15 protein-coding genes are annotated in these 16,355 nt (G+C 63.3%); 13 read left to right on the top strand and 2 right to left on the bottom strand.

The features are described from left to right. Nucleotides 1-214: 214 nt before the first annotated feature. The gene (locus tag B348_RS0115685) at nucleotides 215-709 is read right to left on the bottom strand and encodes a DUF1543 domain-containing protein (RefSeq protein ID WP_017737020.1); all 495 of its coding nucleotides are present in this window, start codon (nucleotides 707-709) and stop codon (nucleotides 215-217) included. A gap of 106 nt (nucleotides 710-815) precedes the next feature. Between B348_RS0115685 and B348_RS0115680 the strand changes: the two genes are divergently transcribed. Further along, the gene (locus B348_RS0115680; RefSeq protein WP_017737019.1) at nucleotides 816-1,637 is read left to right on the top strand and encodes an aldo/keto reductase; all 822 of its coding nucleotides are present in this window, start codon (nucleotides 816-818) and stop codon (nucleotides 1,635-1,637) included. Here B348_RS0115680 and B348_RS0115675 read toward each other — a convergent pair. Continuing rightward, complete coding sequence (locus B348_RS0115675; protein ID WP_017737018.1) at nucleotides 1,634-2,149, bottom strand: Hcp family type VI secretion system effector; 516 nt, start codon at nucleotides 2,147-2,149, stop codon at nucleotides 1,634-1,636. The genes B348_RS0115680 and B348_RS0115675 overlap by 4 nt on opposite strands. Nucleotides 2,150-2,619: 470 nt before the next feature. On the opposite strand from B348_RS0115675, the gene tssA reads away from it, so the two are divergent. From tssA to tssK, 12 genes are read left to right on the top strand one after another with little or no spacing between them, the layout of a single operon-like run. Beyond that, on the top strand, nucleotides 2,620-4,173 hold the full coding sequence (gene tssA / locus B348_RS0115670) for a type VI secretion system protein TssA (RefSeq protein WP_017737017.1): 1,554 nt from the start codon (nucleotides 2,620-2,622) through the stop codon (nucleotides 4,171-4,173). A gap of 32 nt (nucleotides 4,174-4,205) precedes the next feature. Further along, on the top strand, nucleotides 4,206-4,703 hold the full coding sequence (gene tssB, locus B348_RS0115665; RefSeq protein WP_017737016.1) for a type VI secretion system contractile sheath small subunit: 498 nt from the start codon (nucleotides 4,206-4,208) through the stop codon (nucleotides 4,701-4,703). A 26-nt stretch (nucleotides 4,704-4,729) separates the two neighbouring features. Next, on the top strand, nucleotides 4,730-6,205 hold the full coding sequence (gene tssC, locus B348_RS0115660; RefSeq protein ID WP_017737015.1) for a type VI secretion system contractile sheath large subunit: 1,476 nt from the start codon (nucleotides 4,730-4,732) through the stop codon (nucleotides 6,203-6,205). Beyond that, nucleotides 6,202-6,606 (top strand): type VI secretion system baseplate subunit TssE, encoded by a 405-nt coding sequence (gene tssE / locus B348_RS0115655; protein ID WP_017737014.1) that lies wholly within the window; start codon nucleotides 6,202-6,204, stop codon nucleotides 6,604-6,606. Before tssC ends, tssE begins: the two co-directional genes overlap by 4 nt. Next, complete coding sequence (tssF, locus tag B348_RS0115650) at nucleotides 6,596-8,359, top strand: type VI secretion system baseplate subunit TssF (RefSeq protein WP_017737013.1); 1,764 nt, start codon at nucleotides 6,596-6,598, stop codon at nucleotides 8,357-8,359. Before tssE ends, tssF begins: the two co-directional genes overlap by 11 nt. Beyond that, on the top strand, nucleotides 8,323-9,330 hold the full coding sequence (tssG, locus tag B348_RS0115645) for a type VI secretion system baseplate subunit TssG (RefSeq protein WP_017737012.1): 1,008 nt from the start codon (nucleotides 8,323-8,325) through the stop codon (nucleotides 9,328-9,330). The genes tssF and tssG overlap by 37 nt, the downstream gene beginning before the upstream one ends. A 12-nt stretch (nucleotides 9,331-9,342) precedes the next feature. Beyond that, nucleotides 9,343-11,766, top strand: coding sequence for an AAA family ATPase (locus B348_RS0115640; protein ID WP_017737011.1), 2,424 nt, complete (start codon nucleotides 9,343-9,345; stop codon nucleotides 11,764-11,766). Next, a complete protein-coding gene (locus B348_RS0115635) occupies nucleotides 11,763-13,271 on the top strand; it encodes a sigma-54-dependent Fis family transcriptional regulator (protein WP_017737010.1) in 1,509 nt (502 codons plus the stop codon). The genes B348_RS0115640 and B348_RS0115635 overlap by 4 nt, the downstream gene beginning before the upstream one ends. Nucleotides 13,272-13,292: 21 nt before the next feature. Further along, the gene (locus B348_RS1000000131975; protein WP_081609241.1) at nucleotides 13,293-13,424 is read left to right on the top strand and encodes a type VI secretion protein; all 132 of its coding nucleotides are present in this window, start codon (nucleotides 13,293-13,295) and stop codon (nucleotides 13,422-13,424) included. A 16-nt stretch (nucleotides 13,425-13,440) separates the two neighbouring features. Continuing rightward, the gene (gene tagH / locus B348_RS0115630) at nucleotides 13,441-14,550 is read left to right on the top strand and encodes a type VI secretion system-associated FHA domain protein TagH (RefSeq protein WP_017737009.1); all 1,110 of its coding nucleotides are present in this window, start codon (nucleotides 13,441-13,443) and stop codon (nucleotides 14,548-14,550) included. A gap of 5 nt (nucleotides 14,551-14,555) precedes the next feature. After that, a complete protein-coding gene (tssJ, locus tag B348_RS0115625; protein WP_026136816.1) occupies nucleotides 14,556-15,023 on the top strand; it encodes a type VI secretion system lipoprotein TssJ in 468 nt (155 codons plus the stop codon). A gap of 1 nt (nucleotide 15,024) precedes the next feature. Continuing rightward, nucleotides 15,025-16,353: a type VI secretion system baseplate subunit TssK gene (gene tssK, locus B348_RS0115620; RefSeq protein ID WP_017737007.1), complete on the top strand. Its 1,329-nt coding sequence runs from the start codon at nucleotides 15,025-15,027 to the stop codon at nucleotides 16,351-16,353. The last annotated feature ends 2 nt before the right edge of the window (nucleotides 16,354-16,355 follow it).

Raw genomic sequence — 16,355 nt, 5'->3', positions numbered from 1 at the left:
TCGAATTCCGGCCAGCGTGTTTAACGGGGCGCCCAAGATCAAAAGCAAAAGCAAAGCGAGGCGGCCTGACAGCCGACCTGATCAATGAAGCGTGCGCGGTCCCCTGTGGGAGCTGGCTTGCCTGCGATGGCATCAACTGGGTTTTTCTGATGTACCGAGTTGCCTGCATCACAGGCAAGCCAGCTCCCACACAAGCCAGCTCCCACATTTGCCATCAGGGCAGCACGATGTAGTCGTTGTGCTGCACGATCGGTCGATGCTGGCCTTGCTCCAGATGAATGTAACGCCCATCCACCAGGTCAATCGGCAGGCAGTCATCAATATCCATCACGGCATCGGTATGGGCCTGGGCCCACTGGCGCAGCATCTGCTGCTTGCCCAGGGCTTTTGCTTCCCGGGCATCGCGCGCCACCACCAGTACGTAGTGGTGAGCTTCGCCAAACACGCTGGCTTCATAACCGCCCAGGTTAATGAAAAACAGGCGCTGGGCGCCGGCAGCAGGCGCCAGGTGGCTGAGCTGGATCTTCCAGCCGTCCACGCCATCCACCGCCATCCACGAATCAATGTGTACACCCTTGGGGCTGCCAAACCAGGCATCGCGCAATTGCGGGTAGGTGGCTTGCAGCGTATCCGCCACGGCGAATACCACATCGTGCACTTCGATCCTGGCCCGTGGGTGCTTGCCCCCGAGCATGACGACAAACAGCATTGCAGGTTCTTCCTGGCGACTTGGCAGGCGCCAACCATACTGCGATTGAACCCTTTTGTCCGGCCAATGCCACACTGTTTATCCGCGAACTCATCAGGAGGTTGTCATGCGTACCATTGATCTGGCCGGTGTTCCGGTCCCTGTTGTCGGCCAGGGCACCTGGCGCATGGGCGAGGACCCGAGTCAGCGCCGTGCCGAAGTCGCGGCCTTGCAACTGGGGATCGACGAGGGCATGACCCTGATCGATACCGCCGAGATGTACGGCGAAGGCGGCGCCGAGGAGGTGGTCGGCGAAGCCATTCGCGGCAGGCGCGACCAGGTGTTCCTGGTGAGCAAGGTGTATCCGCACAATGCCAGCCGCAAAGGCGTGCCACGTGCCTGCGACGCCAGCCTGCAACGCCTGGGCACGGACTACATCGATCTGTATCTGCTGCACTGGCGTGGCCAGTATCCCCTGGAAGAAACCGTCGAAGCCTTCGAGCGCTTGCGCGAAGCCGGCAAGATCGGCCGCTGGGGCGTGTCCAACTTTGATGTGGCAGACCTGCAGGAGCTCGCCGCCCCGGCGTGTGCCACCAACCAGGTGCTCTACAACATTGAAGAGCGCGGCATCGAGTTCGACTTGCTGCCCTGGTGGCAGCAGCACCATCTACCGCTGATGGCGTACTGCCCGATTGCCCAGGGCGGCGCGTTGCTGGCCAGCCCCACCCTCAAGCAGATCGCCCGCCGTCATGACGTGACCCCGGCACAGGTGTCCCTGGCCTGGGTGTTGCGCCAGGACGGCGTGATCGCCATCCCCAAGGCCGTGACCCCCGAGCATGTGCGGCTGAACGCCCGCGCGGCACAGCTGGTGCTGGATGAACATGACCTTGAGGCCATCGACCGGGTGTTTGGTGCGCCGAAGCGCAAGCACCCATTGGCGATGGTCTAGCCGGCTACGGGCGTGCGCCAGTCGTCCGAGCCGGACGTACCGGCCACTTCGTGGGTCCAGACGATCTTGCGATAGGTGAAGTGCACGTCCTCCAGATGGGTGAAGTGCGCATTCGCCGGGTCCTGGCAATTGGGCATGCGTGACTGGATATCGACGATGGTCGCGCCTTCCAGCTCGATGGTGAAGTAATGCTCCTGGGTGCCGGCCGAGGAGGTACGGAACCACTCCAGGCGGCATTTGACCTCTTCCCCCGCCGTGAGCGCGCTGAAAAGCAGGGGTGAGGACTTGTCGAAGATCTTGCTGATCATCAGCGGCTTGTGCACACGCTGCCCGGTGGGTTGGCCGGATTGCGGGTCACGGGGAATGATTACCTGATGGCTGAACGCCTGCACCAGAATCTGATCTTCATGGCCTTCCTGGTAGATGTTGCCGACCGAGTCCTGGGTAAACGTGCCTGCGGTAATCAAACCTTGTTTGACACCGGTAATGGAGAGATACGCGGGTGTTGGCATGTCGCTTTCCTTGCCTGGTTATTGAGAGGGGCCCACGCGGCGCAGGGTGCCGGATGGGCAAGGTCCTATAACAAGAAGCGTGCCTGAAAGTGCCGGGGGTAATGAAATAAGGGGTGGCTGGTTAGTTGGGCGTAAGTTGGCCATTAGTTATACGGTATTTGCTCGCATTAACTGCGCAGCAGTGTGCATTTAATTGCTCATCTTGTTGCGCCGCGGATTTAAAAGGTTTGCGTGATTCTTGACGGGTTTCGTGCTGATCAAGCTGCGCAAATAATTGCGCATCGCCTTGTTTTATAAGGGTTGTAGGATATTCCTTAACCCCGGTTGTGTTGCTTGCCCAATGCTGTTGGCGTGGCTAAGGTTTGCGAGCTTCGCGGTGATTTGGCGAAGTTGATGCGGCACGCTGATCGCGCGTTTTAAACGATGATTAGTTTGCCCGCTCTGCCTTTAATCTTCGTCCATGGTTGCGCATGATCTACTCAGACAAACTGCTGGATTATTACCTTGAATTGGCGCGCTCACCTTGCGCGCCGGCGAGTTTTGCCGGCAGTGACATGCGCTTTTCAAGTGAATATGAAGTGTTGGAGTTCGAGCTGGCCAAGGCGCAATCAGTACATGGCGGCGGCCAGCCGGACTGGCAGAAGGTCAGGGGCGTCGCTGAGGGTCTGTTGCGCCATCACTCAAAGGATTTGCGCGTCGCAGTGTGGTTGACCTGGGCACTGCATCAGTGTGAATCCTTCCCGGGGTTGCTCGCAGGCCTTGGGCTGCTGCGTTATCTCTGCGAGAGGCATTGGCTCGAGGTTTACCCCGCCAAGCAGCGTACCCGTGCGGCGGCCTTTGGCTGGCTGGTGCTGCGCCTTGAGCCGCTGTGCCCGCAAAACCTGGCGTTGCACCCGCAACGTCCGTTATTCCAAGCCATCCTTGAACACCTCACGCAGCTCGATGAACTCTGGTCTGCGCACCTGGGGGATGACGCACCGCTGTTGCTGCCGATTCGTCGGCAATTGGCGCAGCATCTGGAGCGGGCGGCACACGCGGCGCCTGAGCCCGGCGCAGTGGGTGCGGTGATTGCCCAGCTCAAGCACGCCACTACCCAATTGCTCGCGCCTGAAATCGCAATCGACAGCGAAAAAGCGGCGCATAAACGGCTGCGTAACTTGCAGGATCAAGCCCGACCGCTCTGCGCCTGGTGGTTGCGCCAGGGTGCCACCGACTTGCGTGCCCTGCGCCTGAGCCGCGCCATGGCCTGGCTGACGCTGGCGGGCTATCCGGATGCCGACGGTGAACGCATCACCACCCTGCGCGGCCCCACGGCAGACAAGCTCCAGCGCTACCAGGAGCGCTTCGACAGCGGTCAATACGCCGACTTGTTGCTTGAGCTTGAAGCCAGCCTCGCGACCGCGATGTTCTGGTTCGACGGCCTGCGCCGGGCCTGGGAATGCCTGGCCGCGTTGCAGGCCGAGGCTGCAATGGTCGAACTTGAGGTCGACTTCGCCCTGTTGCTCAAGCGCCTGCCGAACCTGCCCGAGCTGCGCTTTCACGACGGCGTGCCCTTTGCCGATGCGGCCACCCGTGACTGGATCACGCTCCACGTCGAACGCCATGTGCGCAAACCCGAGCCGCCCAAGGTGGCCACCGATACGACGGCGCAGCCGTGGGAGGCCGCCTTGCAGCAGGTCATGCCCGTGCTGCGCAAGGACGGACTCAAGGCCGCCGTCAACCAACTCGGTCAGGGCGTGCGTGCCGCCGTCAGCGAGCGTGAGCGTTTCCAGTGGCGCCTGGCCGTGGCGCGGCTGTGTGTGCTGGCGGGCAAACACGAGCTGGCGAAGGTCCAGCTCGAACAACTCGACCAGGAACTGCAACACGCCGGGCTCGAACGCTGGGAGCCGGCGCTGGCCTTGCAGGTCGCGCAATTGCTGTATCGCTGCTGCGACCTCTTGCCGCAAAGCCAGGCTGTGCGTGAACGCAAGGAAGACACCCACCGCAGGTTGTGCCGTTTCGATCTGGAAGCGGTACTTGAATAGGCTTTCGAGCCACAGGAAAAAGGAGAAACACCATGGCCAAAGAAGGTTCGGTTGCGCCCAAGGAACGTATCAACATCACGTTCAAACCGGCGCTTGGCGGTGCTCAGGAAGAGGTCGAGCTGCCGTTGAAATTGCTGGTGCTGGGGGATTTCACCGGGCGCGAGGACCTGCGCAAGCTGGAAGAGCGCAAACCCATCGGCATCGACAAGAACACCCTGGACGAGGTGCTCGCCAAACAGGCATTGAAGCTCACCCTCAGCGTGCCCAATCGCCTGCAGGACGAGACCGACACCGAAGAACTGGCCATCGGGCTACACATCCACTCAATGAAGGACTTCAACCCCGCGAACCTGGTCGAGCAGGTGCCAGAGCTGCAAAAACTGATGGCCCTGCGTGACGCGCTGATGGCGCTCAAGGGCCCGCTGGGCAATACCCCGAGTTTTCGCCATGCCATTGAACAGGCGCTGGCCGACGACGATTCCCGCACGCGGGTGTTGGCCGAGCTTGGGCTGAGCAGCCCTGACGCATGATTTTTTCAGTAAAAGGACACTGATGCATGAGCACCCAAACACAGCCGCAGCACCTGCAACCCACCGGTGAACGCAGCATCCTCGACGGCATCATCGCCCAGACCCTGTTGAACGCCGATGATGAGGCCTATGGCATTGCCAAGCGCGGGGTCGCCGCGTTTATCGCCGAGTTGCTCAAGCCGCATAACAGCGGTGAGCCGGTAAAAAAACGCCTGGTGGATCGGATGATCAGCGAGATCGACAGCAAGCTCAGCCGGCAAATGGACGAAATTCTCCACCACCCTGAGTTCCAGGCGCTGGAGGCGGCATGGAAAGGCTTGCAGCTGCTGGTCGAACGCACCGACTTCCGTGAAAACATCAAGATCGAGCTGTTGAATGTCGCTCGCCAGGACTTGCTCGACGACTTCGAAGACTCGGCAGAGATCATCCAGTCCGGGCTGTACAAACACATCTACAGCGCCGAATACGGCCAGTTTGGCGGTCAGCCCGTGGGCGCGATCATTGCCAATTACTACCTGTCGCCGAGCGCCCCTGACGTCAAGCTCATGCAGTACGCCTCCAGCGTAGCCTGCATGGCCCACGCGCCGTTTATCGCGTCTGCAGGGCCGGCGTTCTTTGGCCTCGAAAGCTTCACCGGTTTGCCGGACCTCAAGGACCTCAAGGACCATTTCGAAGGCCCGCAGTTTGCCAAATGGCAGAGCTTTCGCCAGAGCGAGGACGCGCGCTACATCGGCCTGACCGTGCCGCGTTTCTTGTTGCGCACGCCCTACGACCCACTTGAATGCCCAGTGAAGACCTTCGTGTATCAGGAGAACGTGGTCAACAGCCACGAACACTACCTGTGGGGCAATACCGCCTATGCCTTCGCCACGCGCCTGACCGACAGTTTTGCCCGGTTCCGTTGGTGCCCGAACATCATCGGCCCGCAAAGCGGCGGTGCGGTGGAGGACTTGCCGCTGCACCACTTCCACAGCATGGGCGAAATCGAAACGAAGATTCCCACCGAAGTCCTGGTCTCCGACCGGCGTGAATACGAGTTGGCCGAGGAAGGCTTCATCGCCCTGACCATGCGCAAGGGCAGTGACAACGCCGCGTTCTTTTCCGCCAGTTCGGTGCAGAAACCCAAGCACTTCGGCATCAGCGCCGAAGCCAAGGACGCGGAGTTGAACTACCGCCTGGGCACGCAATTGCCCTACATGATGGTGGTCAACCGCCTGGCGCATTACCTCAAGGTCTTGCAGCGCGAGCAGCTGGGCTCGTGGAAGGAACGGACCGACCTGGAGCTGGAGCTCAACAAGTGGATCCGCCAGTACGTCGCCGACCAGGAAAACCCCAGCGCCGAAGTGCGTGGGCGGCGCCCGTTGCGGGCCGCGCGAGTTGTCGTCAGTGACGTGGAAGGCGAACCCGGCTGGTATCGCGTCAACCTGAGCGTGCGGCCGCACTTCAAGTACATGGGGGCGGATTTCACCCTGTCCCTGGTCGGCAAGCTCGACAAAGCATGAGTGTCGATCACCGCAGCCTGTTCGAACGCCTCGAACAGGCGCCGCCCACTGATGCGTCCCAGGTGGCCTGCATCGCCGTCCACCTGGGGAAAATGCTCAGCACCCGCGCGGGCAGCGTGCAGACCCGACCGGACTACGGGTTGCCCGACTTCAACGACATGCGGTGCAGCCTGCATGAGTCGCTGAACCAGTCACGACGGCAGATCGAGGGTTTTATCCAGGCCTGTGAACCCCGGTTGGCGAGTGTCCAGGTCAGGCTGCTGCCCCGTGATCGCGACCCCTTGGTCCTGGCGTTCGTGATTGACGCGCTGTTGACCTTCAACGGTACCACCCAGCCTGTCGCGTTCCGCGCACAGCTGGGTGAGGCCGGGCGGGTCGAGGTGTTGCCCGATGGCCTTTAACCGCTATTACCAAAGTGAACTCAGTGCCCTGCGCCAGCTGGGGCGGCGCTTCTCTGAGCGCAACCCGGCCCTGGCGCCGTTCCTCGCCGACGCCGGGCAAGACCCGGATGTGGAACGGTTGCTGGAAGGCTTTGCGTTCCTCACCGGGCGCCTGCGCCAGAAGCTGGATGATGAACTGCCCGAACTGAGCCACTCGCTGATGCAGTTGTTGTGGCCCAACTATATGCGGCCGCTGCCGGCGTTCAGCATCCTGCAGTTCGACCCGCTCAAGCACGCCGGGCCTGGCGTCGAGGTGGCGCGAGATACGGCCGTGGAAAGCGTGGTGGTGAAGGGCGCCCGCTGCCGTTTCCGTACCTGCTACTCCACCCGGGTCCTGCCGCTGCAGATCGGCGCGCTGGACTATATGGCCAGAGGCGAGCGCGGGTTGTTGAGCCTGCGCCTGGACATGAGCGCCGAGGGTGATTTCAGCATGCTGGTGGTCGACGCCTTGCGCCTGCATCTGGCGGGCGATCGCTATATCAGCCAAGGCTTGTACCTCAGCCTGTTGCGGCACCTGGAAGGCATCGAACTGCTGCCGTTGGACGCGGACGGGGTGCCGCTCAACGGCGGGGACGGGCAGCCGACGGTGCTGCGATTGCGCCCGGAGCAGGTGCAGCCCGTCGGGTTTGCCGAGGATCAGGCCCTGATCCCTTATCCGCAAAACACCTTTCGCGGCTATCGCCATTTGCAGGAGTACTTCGTCTTTCCCGAGAAGTATCTGTTTGTCGATATCGACGGGCTTGAAGGGGTCCACGCATTACCCACCCACGTGCTCAAGGCCACGCGCAGCCTGTTGCTACGTTTTGACCTGGATATTCGCGGGCATGCGCCGCAGCCGCCGACCCTGGACAACGTGAAGCTGTATTGCACCCCCATCGTCAACCTGTTCCAGCACGACGCGGTGCCGATCCGGCTGGACGCCAGGCAGGACGAATACCTGCTGCTGCCGGGGGAATATGCCCCCGGCCATGCCAGCGTGTTTTCCGTGGACACGGTGACCGGCTGGCGGCCGGGAGGCTTGGGTTACCAGGCTTACGTGCCGTTCGAATCCTTTGAACATGAGGGTAATGCTGCGAGCTATACCGTTCGCCAGCGTGCCTCGGCGCAGCATGACGGGTTGGACACCTGGCTGGTCGTGGGCCACGGCCATGAGCAGGAAACACTGTCGGTCGAGCTGACCTGCACCCACCACAACCTGCCTCGGCAACTGCAGGTGGGCGATATTCGCCAGGCCTGCGAGCAGACGCCGGAATTTGTCACCTTCCGCAACATCAGCGTGCCGACCCCCAGCTTCGCGCCGCCCCTGGACCAGGATTTCCTGTGGAAGCTGATCAGCCACATGTCGCTCAACTACCTGTCGCTGACCGATATCAATGCGCTGAAAGTGGTCCTCGAAACCTACGACTTGCCGCGTTATCACGACCGGCAGGCGCAGAAAGTCAGCCGGCGCCGCCTGGATGCGTTGCGTTCGATTCGCCACGAAGCGGTCGATCGCCTGCATCACGGCCTGCCATTGCGCGGGTTGCGCGTTGACCTGTGCATCGAGCCCCAGGGCTTTCTCGGCCATGGCGAAGTGTTTGTGTTCGCCTCGGTCCTCAATGAGTTTTTCGCACTGTATGCCAGCCTCAACTCGTACCACGAACTGCGCGTGATCAGCACACAAGGAGATGTGTACCTATGGCCACCCCGGATGGGCCAACAACCCCTGCTTTAAACACACTGACCCGCACCATTCGCGAGTACTCGCTGTACCAGGCGGTGCTGCAAGTGATCGGTCACCTGCGCGTCGCCAATCCCTTGCTGGATGAGGACGCGCTGTACGACCAACTGGAGTTCGTCGCCAACCCTGGCCTCGGGTTTCCCGGGCAGGACATTGACCGCGTGGAGTTCTTCAGCGAACACGGGCAACTGCGTGCGCGCCTGCGCCTCAATGTCCTCGGGCTGTTTGGTGCGGGTTCGCCGCTGCCGGCGTTCTACGGCGAACAGGCCTGCGCCGAGCAGGCCGGCGGCAACGCGACGCGGGATTTTCTCAACCTGTTTCAACATCGCCTGCATCGGTTGCTGCTGCCGATCTGGCGCAAATACCGCTATTACGCGCGATTTCGCAGCGGCGCTGGCGATGCCTTCTCCGAGCAGATGTTTGCGTTGGTGGGCCTGGGCGGGCAGGCGATACGCGAGGTGACGCAACTCGATTGCAAGCGCTTGCTGCCGTACCTCGGGTTGTTGAGTTTGCGCGCGCATTCGGCGGCCCTGGTCGAGACGGTGCTGCGTTACTACTTCAAGCACGACCGATTGTTCATCGAGCAATGGGTGGCGCGCAGCGTGTCGATTGATCCGGCGCAGCGCAACCGATTGGGCCTTGCCAACCATGGGCTGGGCCGGGACCTGGTGCTGGGCGAGCGCGTCGCCGACCGGGGCGGCAAATTCCGGGTGCATATCGTTGGGCTTGATTGGCAGCGCTTTCACGAATTCCTGCCGTTCGGCACGGGTTACCCGGCGTTGTGCGCCTTGGTGCGGCTGACCGTGCGCGATCCGCTGGCCTATGACCTGCGCCTGGTGCTGGCCGCAGGGGAGATCCGCGCGTTGCATCTCGGCGAACGCAATGTGTGTGGTCTGGGCTGGACCACTTGGCTGGCGCACGAACGCGCCGACGGCGCCGTCACGCTGGCCGGCAATGTTCCATAGGGATCAAGGGTGATGATGAATATCGATTTGCAACAACTGATCCAGACCTTGACCGCCCGCACGCGCGGCGACCTGGAGCGCGCCGCCGAGCGTTGTGTCAACCGCGGTGGCCGGGAAGTGTTGGTGGAGGATCTGCTGCTGGAGCTGTTGGAGTGCCCCGGCGGTTTGCTGGACAAGGCCCTGATGGACGTCGGGGTGCCGGCGAGTGAACTGCATGCCGTGCTGCAACCCAAGCGCGAGGGGCATGCGACGCGCAATCCCGTGTTCGCCCAACCGCTGGTGCGCTGGTTGCAGCAAGCGTCGATGGTCGCCCATGTCGAACTGGGGCATCCCGAGGTCGATCACGGCGCGCTGCTGCTGGCGCTGTTGGGCCATCCGCTGGAGCATGCGGGCAACGCCTATCAGCGCTGCCTGGCCCGCCTGGATGTGACGCGCGTGCGCGACTTTATCCTGAGCCAGGCGCCTGCCAGCGGGCACGCGGTGGCGGGGTCGATGCTGCAACGGTTTACCCATGACCTGACACAACAGGCCCGTGATGGGCGGATCGACCCGGTGCTGTGCCGCGATGGGGAAATCCGTCAGTTGATCGATATCCTGATGCGTCGGCGCAAAAACAACCCGATCCTGGTCGGCGAGGCCGGCGTGGGCAAGACTGCCGTTGTCGAAGGGCTGGCCTTGCGGGTGGTCGCCGCGCAGGTGCCGGCCCCGCTCAAGGCGGTGCGCCTGTTGAGCCTGGACATGGGCTTGCTGCAAGCCGGTGCGAGCCTGCAGGGTGAATTTGAACGGCGCCTCAAGGGTGTGATTGACGAGGTCCACGCGTCGCCACAGGCGGTGATCCTGTTTGTCGATGAAGCGCATACCCTGGTGGGCGCGGCAGGTCCTGCAGGTGGCAGCGATGCGGCCAATCTGCTCAAGCCGGCATTGGCACGGGGTGAGCTGCGGACCATCGCGGCCACTACCTGGTCGGAATACAAACGCCACATCGAGAAAGACCCCGCCTTGTCCCGGCGTTTTCAGCCGGTACTGGTCAATGAACCGAGCATCAGCGAGGCCGTGTCGATCCTGCGCGGGCTGGTGCCAGCGTATGAGGCCAGCCATGGTGTGTACGTGCGTGACGACGCGGTGGTCGCCGCTGCGCACATGAGCGCGCGTTATCTGGCGGGCCGCCTGTTGCCGGACAAGGCCGTGGATGTGCTGGATACCGCCTGCGCCAGGCTGCGGACACAGCGGGCGATGCCAGCCGAGGCAGTGCAGCAGTTGCACGCCGAGCGCGCAGACGCCTTGCGTGAACAGCTGGCGTTGAACCGGGACGCCGATGCCGGGCATCCTGTCGACGAGACGGCCTTGCACGGCGTCAACCAGCGCGTGGAGGCTATCGAACAGGCGTGTGCGGCGTTGCCGCCGGACCAGCAGCCGGCGATCAACGCCGAAGTCTGTCCGCGCCTGATCGCTGAAGTTGTCAGCGCCTGGACCGGCATCCCGGTGGAACAGATCACCCTGGCACACAGTGCAACAGTCATGGCTTTCGCCGGCGCCTTGCGCGCACGCATCCTCGGCCAGGAACACGCCGTGCAGGCCCTCGACCGCAGCCTGCGGGCGGTCGCGGCGGGGCTGAACAACGCCGACGCGCCGGTGGGCGTGTTCCTGTTGGTCGGTCCCAGCGGCGTGGGCAAGACCGAAACCGCATTGGCCCTGGCGGACCTGTTGTATGGCGGCGAGCGTTTTGTGACCACCCTCAACATGTCCGAGTATCAGGAGAAGCACTCGCTGTCGCGCTTGATCGGTGCGCCGCCTGGCTATGTGGGCTACGGCGAAGGCGGCGTGCTGACGGAGGCGGTGCGCCAGCGCCCGTATTCGGTGATCCTGCTCGATGAGGTCGAGAAGGCCGACCCGGAGGTGTTGAACCTGTTTTACCAGGTCTTCGACAAGGGTCGCGCCAATGACGGCGAGGGCCGGGCGATCGACTTTCGCAATACGCTGATCCTGATGACGTCCAACCTGGCCAGCGAGCACATCGGCGCACTGTGCGCCGACGGCCGACGGCCCGCCATCGAGGCACTGCAAGCGGCGATCCAGCCGGTGCTGCGGGCGCACTTCAAGCCAGCGTTGCTCGCGCGCATGCGGGTAGTGCCGTACTACCCGATTGTCGGTGACGCGCTGCGTGACGTCGCTCGCCTCAAACTTGGGCGCCTGGGCCAGCGTTTGCAGCAACGCAAACTGGCGTTCACCTACACCGACGAACTGGTTGCGCACATGGCTGAGCGCTGCCTGCATACCGACAGCGGCGCCCGCTACATCGACCAATGGATCGAGAGCCACTTGCTGGCGCAAATGGCGGACCAGTTGCTGGCCGCGATGTCGGCTGGCGAATGCCTGGCTAACGTCCACGCACGGCTGGACGCAAACGGCGCGCCGGTCTGTGAGTTCAGCCAATGACGCAGACGTTATTCAGCCAACTGCCGCAACCCCTGGCCTACGCCGAAACCCTGCTGGGCTGGATCAGCCGCCTGGGGCTTGAACACGACGAAAGCCGTTTGCCGAACCTGTGCGTGGCCGCGGCCGCACAGCTGAGCGAGTGTGAACTCAGCCAATTGTATTGGCGGGATGAAGCGAACGGCCGGCTGGCGCTGGTTGCCCAGCACTCACGTGACGCACTGCCGGTGGGCGACAGGGACTTCCAGCACGAGCAACTGCTGCAGTGTGTGGTGAACCAGCGCATCGTCCTGTGCCTCGACGATGTGCACAGCAGTGTCTATGACCGCGCATTCCTGCCCGTTGCGTCGGCGCCGTGGCGCGCCTTGGCCTGCGTGCCGCTGCGGAACTCGCGCCAGGCAATCATCGGTGTGTTGCTGTGCGCCAGCCAACACACCGCAGCGCTGGCTGGCTATACGACATCGCTGGCGCAGCTGGGCAGCTTTACCTTGAATCAACGGGCGCTGTTGCGGCGTATGCAGCCGGTGCAGGCAGGCGTGCTGCATGAGGTGAGTGCGCCAACGCTCGGCACCTATGGCCTGATCGGTCACAGCGCAGCCATGGCAGACACCTGCCGCTTGATCGGCAAGGTCCTGCATACCCCTTACACCGTCTTGCTGCGCGGTGAAACCGGCACCGGCAAGGAAGTGGTGGCGCGCGCCATTCACGCCAGCGGCCCGCGCAGGGCCCAGGCATTCGTCGTGCAAAACTGCGCCGCGTGCCCGGAAGGGCTGCTGGAAAGCGAGTTGTTTGGCTATCGCAAAGGTGCGTTCACCGGCGCCGACCGCAACCACGCCGGGCTGTTTGACGCGGCGCACGGCGGTACGTTGCTGCTCGATGAGATCGGCGACATGCCGCTGTCCCTGCAAGCCAAGCTGCTGCGGGTGTTGCAGGAGGGCGAGGTGCGCCCGCTGGGGGCCAGCAGTGCGCACAAGGTCGATGTGCGCATCATCGCTGCCACCCATCGTGACCTTGCGGCCATGGTGGCCTTGGGCAGTTTTCGCGAAGACCTGTACTACCGCCTGGCGCAGTTCCCCATCGAACTGCCCGCCTTGCGAGCACGGGACGGCGACGTGCTGTTGCTGGCCCGGCACTTCGCCGACAACGCCTGCTCGATGCTGGGCAAGGCGCCGGTGGCCTGGTCAGGCGCCGCGATTGATCAACTGTCGAGCCACGGCTTTCCAGGCAACGTGCGCGAGCTCAAGTGCCTGGTAGAGCGTGCGGTGTTGCTGAGTGACGACGGCGTGATCCTGCCGGCGCACCTTTCCCTGGAGCCCGACTCGCCGGTGGCGGTTGTCGACGCCACGCTGCGTCAGCGCCTGGAGCGGGTGGAGCGGGTATTCCTGATCGATTGCCTGCACAAGAACCGTGGCAACCGCACGCGCACTGCGCGTGAGCTGGGCGTCGCCCGGCGCACGCTGCTGTATCGCCTTGCCCGCCTGAATATTCCTCTTGGCGATGCCCAATGAAACCTTTAAGGGAGAGACCCAATGCCTGATCGTCGGTGGCGAGCCATGGTGCTTGTCGTTTTTTTACTGGGCGGCTGTAGCGCCAATTACGTCTTTGATGACGGTGATTACCGCCCATTGGGCGATCCACAGGCGAGCCGTCGTGGTCAGTGACAAGGAGCGTTCATCCATGCAGTTGAAGTTAGAGGTGTGCAGCAGCGGCCAAGCCGACCCCTTGGCCCACAAGCTGTTTGACGGCGTCGGGGGGGTGATCGGGCGGGGCAGTGGTTGCGATTGGGTGCTTCCCGACACCAGTCGCGTGCTGTCCAGCCACCATGGCCTGGTCAGCTACCGGGACGGTGGCTATTTCCTCACCGATATCAGCAGTAACGGTATCGGTGTGGCGGGCAGTGCCGAGCGCTTGCGCCGGGGGCAGCCGTGGCCGATCCACGACGGCAACGTCTTCGAATTGGGGCCACTGGCGATACGCGCGCGGTTGCTGGCGCCGATGCAGCGCCTGGCCGAGCGCGTGCCGATTCCCGACGATAGGTTTCTGGCGCCGGCCCCGCTGCCGTTGAGCGAGGAGGAGTGGAGGGCTGACGACATGCCGCAACCCTGCACGGAGCGCGGTACGCCGCAATGGGACCACCTGTTGACGCCGACCCTCACCGCGCCGGCGGACGAAGCCGCTGCGCCGCTGCCAGTTGCAACGGCGGCGCAGAGCAACGATGCGTTCTGGGCGCACTTCGCCGAGACGCTGGGTATTCCTGTGCAGACGCTCGACACCCCGCGTCGCGAGGCATTGGCGATCAAGGTCGCGAGCCTGCTCAAGCACACCCTCGATGAGCTGCAACAGTGCCTGCGCACCCAAGACGCACTGAAAGGCGAGTTGAACCTGGCGCCGCTCGACAACCCTGTCCAAGGGCACAGTGCCCTGCAGGACCTGCACGCGTTATTGGGCGCGGGCGCCGTGGGCGAGCTGCCCGCGCAGCACGCCGTGACCCGGGCGTTCCGCGACCTGCAAGCCCATCAAGTGGCGATGCTGGCAGGGTGCCGGGCTACCGTGCGCAGCGCACGGCAGGCGTTTGCGCCGGATCAGCTGCAACGCAGTTTTGTGCGCCAGGGCAAGCGTCCAGGGCTCTGGCGGGATGGCGCGCATTGGCGCGCGTATCGCCGTTATTACCAGCAGTTGATTGACGACGAGTCGTCGGCAGAGCCGGCGCTTGGTCGTGATTTTCTCGCCGCGTACAGCGATCAGGTACGCCTGATCGCGACGTTGCACGCGGGCTACCCAGGATGACGTCCATGTATCGAACTTCCATGGCGAGCCTGCTGGCAATGCTGCTGGCCGGTTGCAGCGCCTTGTCGCCGTTTTCATCGCTGACCAAGCTGGACCTGACACTGGCCGCCGGCGAGCGGCTCAACCCGGACCTGCATGGCCGTCCCTCGCCGGTGGTGGTGCACCTGATCGAACTGCGGCATCCGGTGGCCTTTGAAAACAGCGACTTTTTCAGCCTTTACGAGCGCGCAGAACAGGTGCTGGCCAAGGATTGGGTGAGCGCTGAAGAGCTGGAACTGCGCCCGGGAGAACGGCGGCTGCTCAAGCTCAGCGTCGAGCCACACAGCCGCTATGTGGGGGTGCTGGCTGCCTATCGAGACCTGCCGCACGTGCAATGGCGCTGGGTGGTGCCCGTCACCCCGCAGCGGCGTAGGCAGGCCGAGCTGGTGCTGGACGAGACGGGTGTGCGCCAAGTCGGCGTGGGGGAGGGTTGAGATGCTGGTTCATAAAGTCGTCTGGCAGGAAGGCATGCTCTTGCGGCCTCAGCACCTGCAACACAACGATCGCCACTACCAGCAGCAGCTCAGTCGGACCCGCTTGCTGGTCCCGGATGCCTGGGGCTTCCTGAGCCTGGCGATGGATTTGCAGTACCTGCACCTGGGCAAGATCGTGGTCAGCCAGGCCAGTGGCGTGCTGCCGGATGGCAGCCTGTTCGAGCTGGGCGCCGGGACGCCACCGCTGGTCGTGCATGTCGCGGCCAACACCGACAAGCAAGGAATCTACCTGGCATTGCCATTGGCCAGTGGCACACAGGTCGAAACCCGGCGGCCGGAGCAGGTCGATGTGCTGGCGCGCTATGTCAGCTGTGAAATGCTGGCACCGGATTCCAACGCCGGCAGTGAGTCCCACTGTCGGCTCGATTGCGCCCGTCCGGACCTGCGCCTGGTCGCCGGGGATCAACTCAGTGACCAGACGCTGGTCACACTCCAGGTCGCCCAGGTGATGGCGTGCACCAGCGAAGGGGGCGTGACCCTGGATTCGGACTTCAGCCCGACCTTCATCTACCTCCAGCAACACGGTTACCTGGCATCGTGCCTGACCGAAGTGATCAGCCTGCTGGCCAGCCGTGGCGAGGCGCTGGCCACGCGAATCCGTGGCAACGGCGGCGCCCCGGGGACGCAGATCGGTGATTTCCTCATGCTGCAGTTGATCAACCGCACCGAACCTGTCCTGCGCCATTACGCCCGCCAGTCCCAGCTACGCCCGGAGACCTTGTACCGCGAGCTGTTGGCCATCCTCGGCGAGCTATCGACCTTCGCCGATGACAGCAAGCGTTGCCATCTGCACCTGCACTACCAGCACAGCGATCAGCGTGCGAGCTTTCATGGGTTGATGGAGGCTATTCGCGGCCTGCTGTCGATGGTGCTCGAGCAGCAGGCCATCGAGTTGCCCTTGCAGGCGCGACAGTACGGCGTGTTGGTGTGCCCGGTCGGCCAGCTGAAATTGCTCGGCGTTGCCACGTTCATCCTCGCCGCGAGTGCCCAGTGCGACAGCGAAACCTTGCGTACCCGCCTGCCGGCCCACCTCAAGGTCGGTGCGGTGGAGCGGATCCGCGAGCTGGTCAACCTGCATCTGCCGGGTATCCGGCTCAAGCCGCTGCCGGTGGCACCACGGCAGATCCCCTTCCATGCCGATAAAACCTATTTCTTGCTCGAACTCAATGCCCGTGACGTCGCGCAACTGGAGCAATCGGGCGGCTTTGCCTTCCATGTCAGCGGCGCGTTTGCCGAGCTGCAGCTGAACTTCTGGGCCATCAGGAATTGAAT

Source organism: Pseudomonas sp. CBZ-4, assembly GCF_000346755.1.
Classification (GTDB): domain Bacteria; phylum Pseudomonadota; class Gammaproteobacteria; order Pseudomonadales; family Pseudomonadaceae; genus Aquipseudomonas.
The sequence above is the reverse complement of the archived record's forward strand: the minus strand, read 5'-3'. Positions and strand labels throughout refer to the sequence as shown.

Excerpts from the sequence above, each read along its gene's own strand:
- tssB (WP_017737016.1), top strand. The coding sequence starts at position 4,206 with ATGGCCAAAGAAGGTTCGGTTGCGCCCAAGGAACGTATCAACATCACG.
- tagH (WP_017737009.1), top strand. The coding sequence starts at position 13,441 with ATGCAGTTGAAGTTAGAGGTGTGCAGCAGCGGCCAAGCCGACCCCTTG.
- B348_RS0115675 (WP_017737018.1), bottom strand. The coding sequence starts at position 2,149 with ATGCCAACACCCGCGTATCTCTCCATTACCGGTGTCAAACAAGGTTTG.
- tssG (WP_017737012.1), top strand. The coding sequence starts at position 8,323 with ATGGCCACCCCGGATGGGCCAACAACCCCTGCTTTAAACACACTGACC.
- tssA (WP_017737017.1), top strand. The coding sequence starts at position 2,620 with ATGATCTACTCAGACAAACTGCTGGATTATTACCTTGAATTGGCGCGC.
- B348_RS0115640 (WP_017737011.1), top strand. The coding sequence starts at position 9,343 with ATGATGAATATCGATTTGCAACAACTGATCCAGACCTTGACCGCCCGC.
- B348_RS0115680 (WP_017737019.1), top strand. The coding sequence starts at position 816 with ATGCGTACCATTGATCTGGCCGGTGTTCCGGTCCCTGTTGTCGGCCAG.
- B348_RS0115635 (WP_017737010.1), top strand. The coding sequence starts at position 11,763 with ATGACGCAGACGTTATTCAGCCAACTGCCGCAACCCCTGGCCTACGCC.
- tssJ (WP_026136816.1), top strand. The coding sequence starts at position 14,556 with ATGTATCGAACTTCCATGGCGAGCCTGCTGGCAATGCTGCTGGCCGGT.
- B348_RS1000000131975 (WP_081609241.1), top strand. The coding sequence starts at position 13,293 with ATGCCTGATCGTCGGTGGCGAGCCATGGTGCTTGTCGTTTTTTTACTG.
- tssF (WP_017737013.1), top strand. The coding sequence starts at position 6,596 with ATGGCCTTTAACCGCTATTACCAAAGTGAACTCAGTGCCCTGCGCCAG.
- B348_RS0115685 (WP_017737020.1), bottom strand. The coding sequence starts at position 709 with ATGCTGTTTGTCGTCATGCTCGGGGGCAAGCACCCACGGGCCAGGATC.
- tssC (WP_017737015.1), top strand. The coding sequence starts at position 4,730 with ATGAGCACCCAAACACAGCCGCAGCACCTGCAACCCACCGGTGAACGC.
- tssE (WP_017737014.1), top strand. The coding sequence starts at position 6,202 with ATGAGTGTCGATCACCGCAGCCTGTTCGAACGCCTCGAACAGGCGCCG.
- tssK (WP_017737007.1), top strand. The coding sequence starts at position 15,025 with ATGCTGGTTCATAAAGTCGTCTGGCAGGAAGGCATGCTCTTGCGGCCT.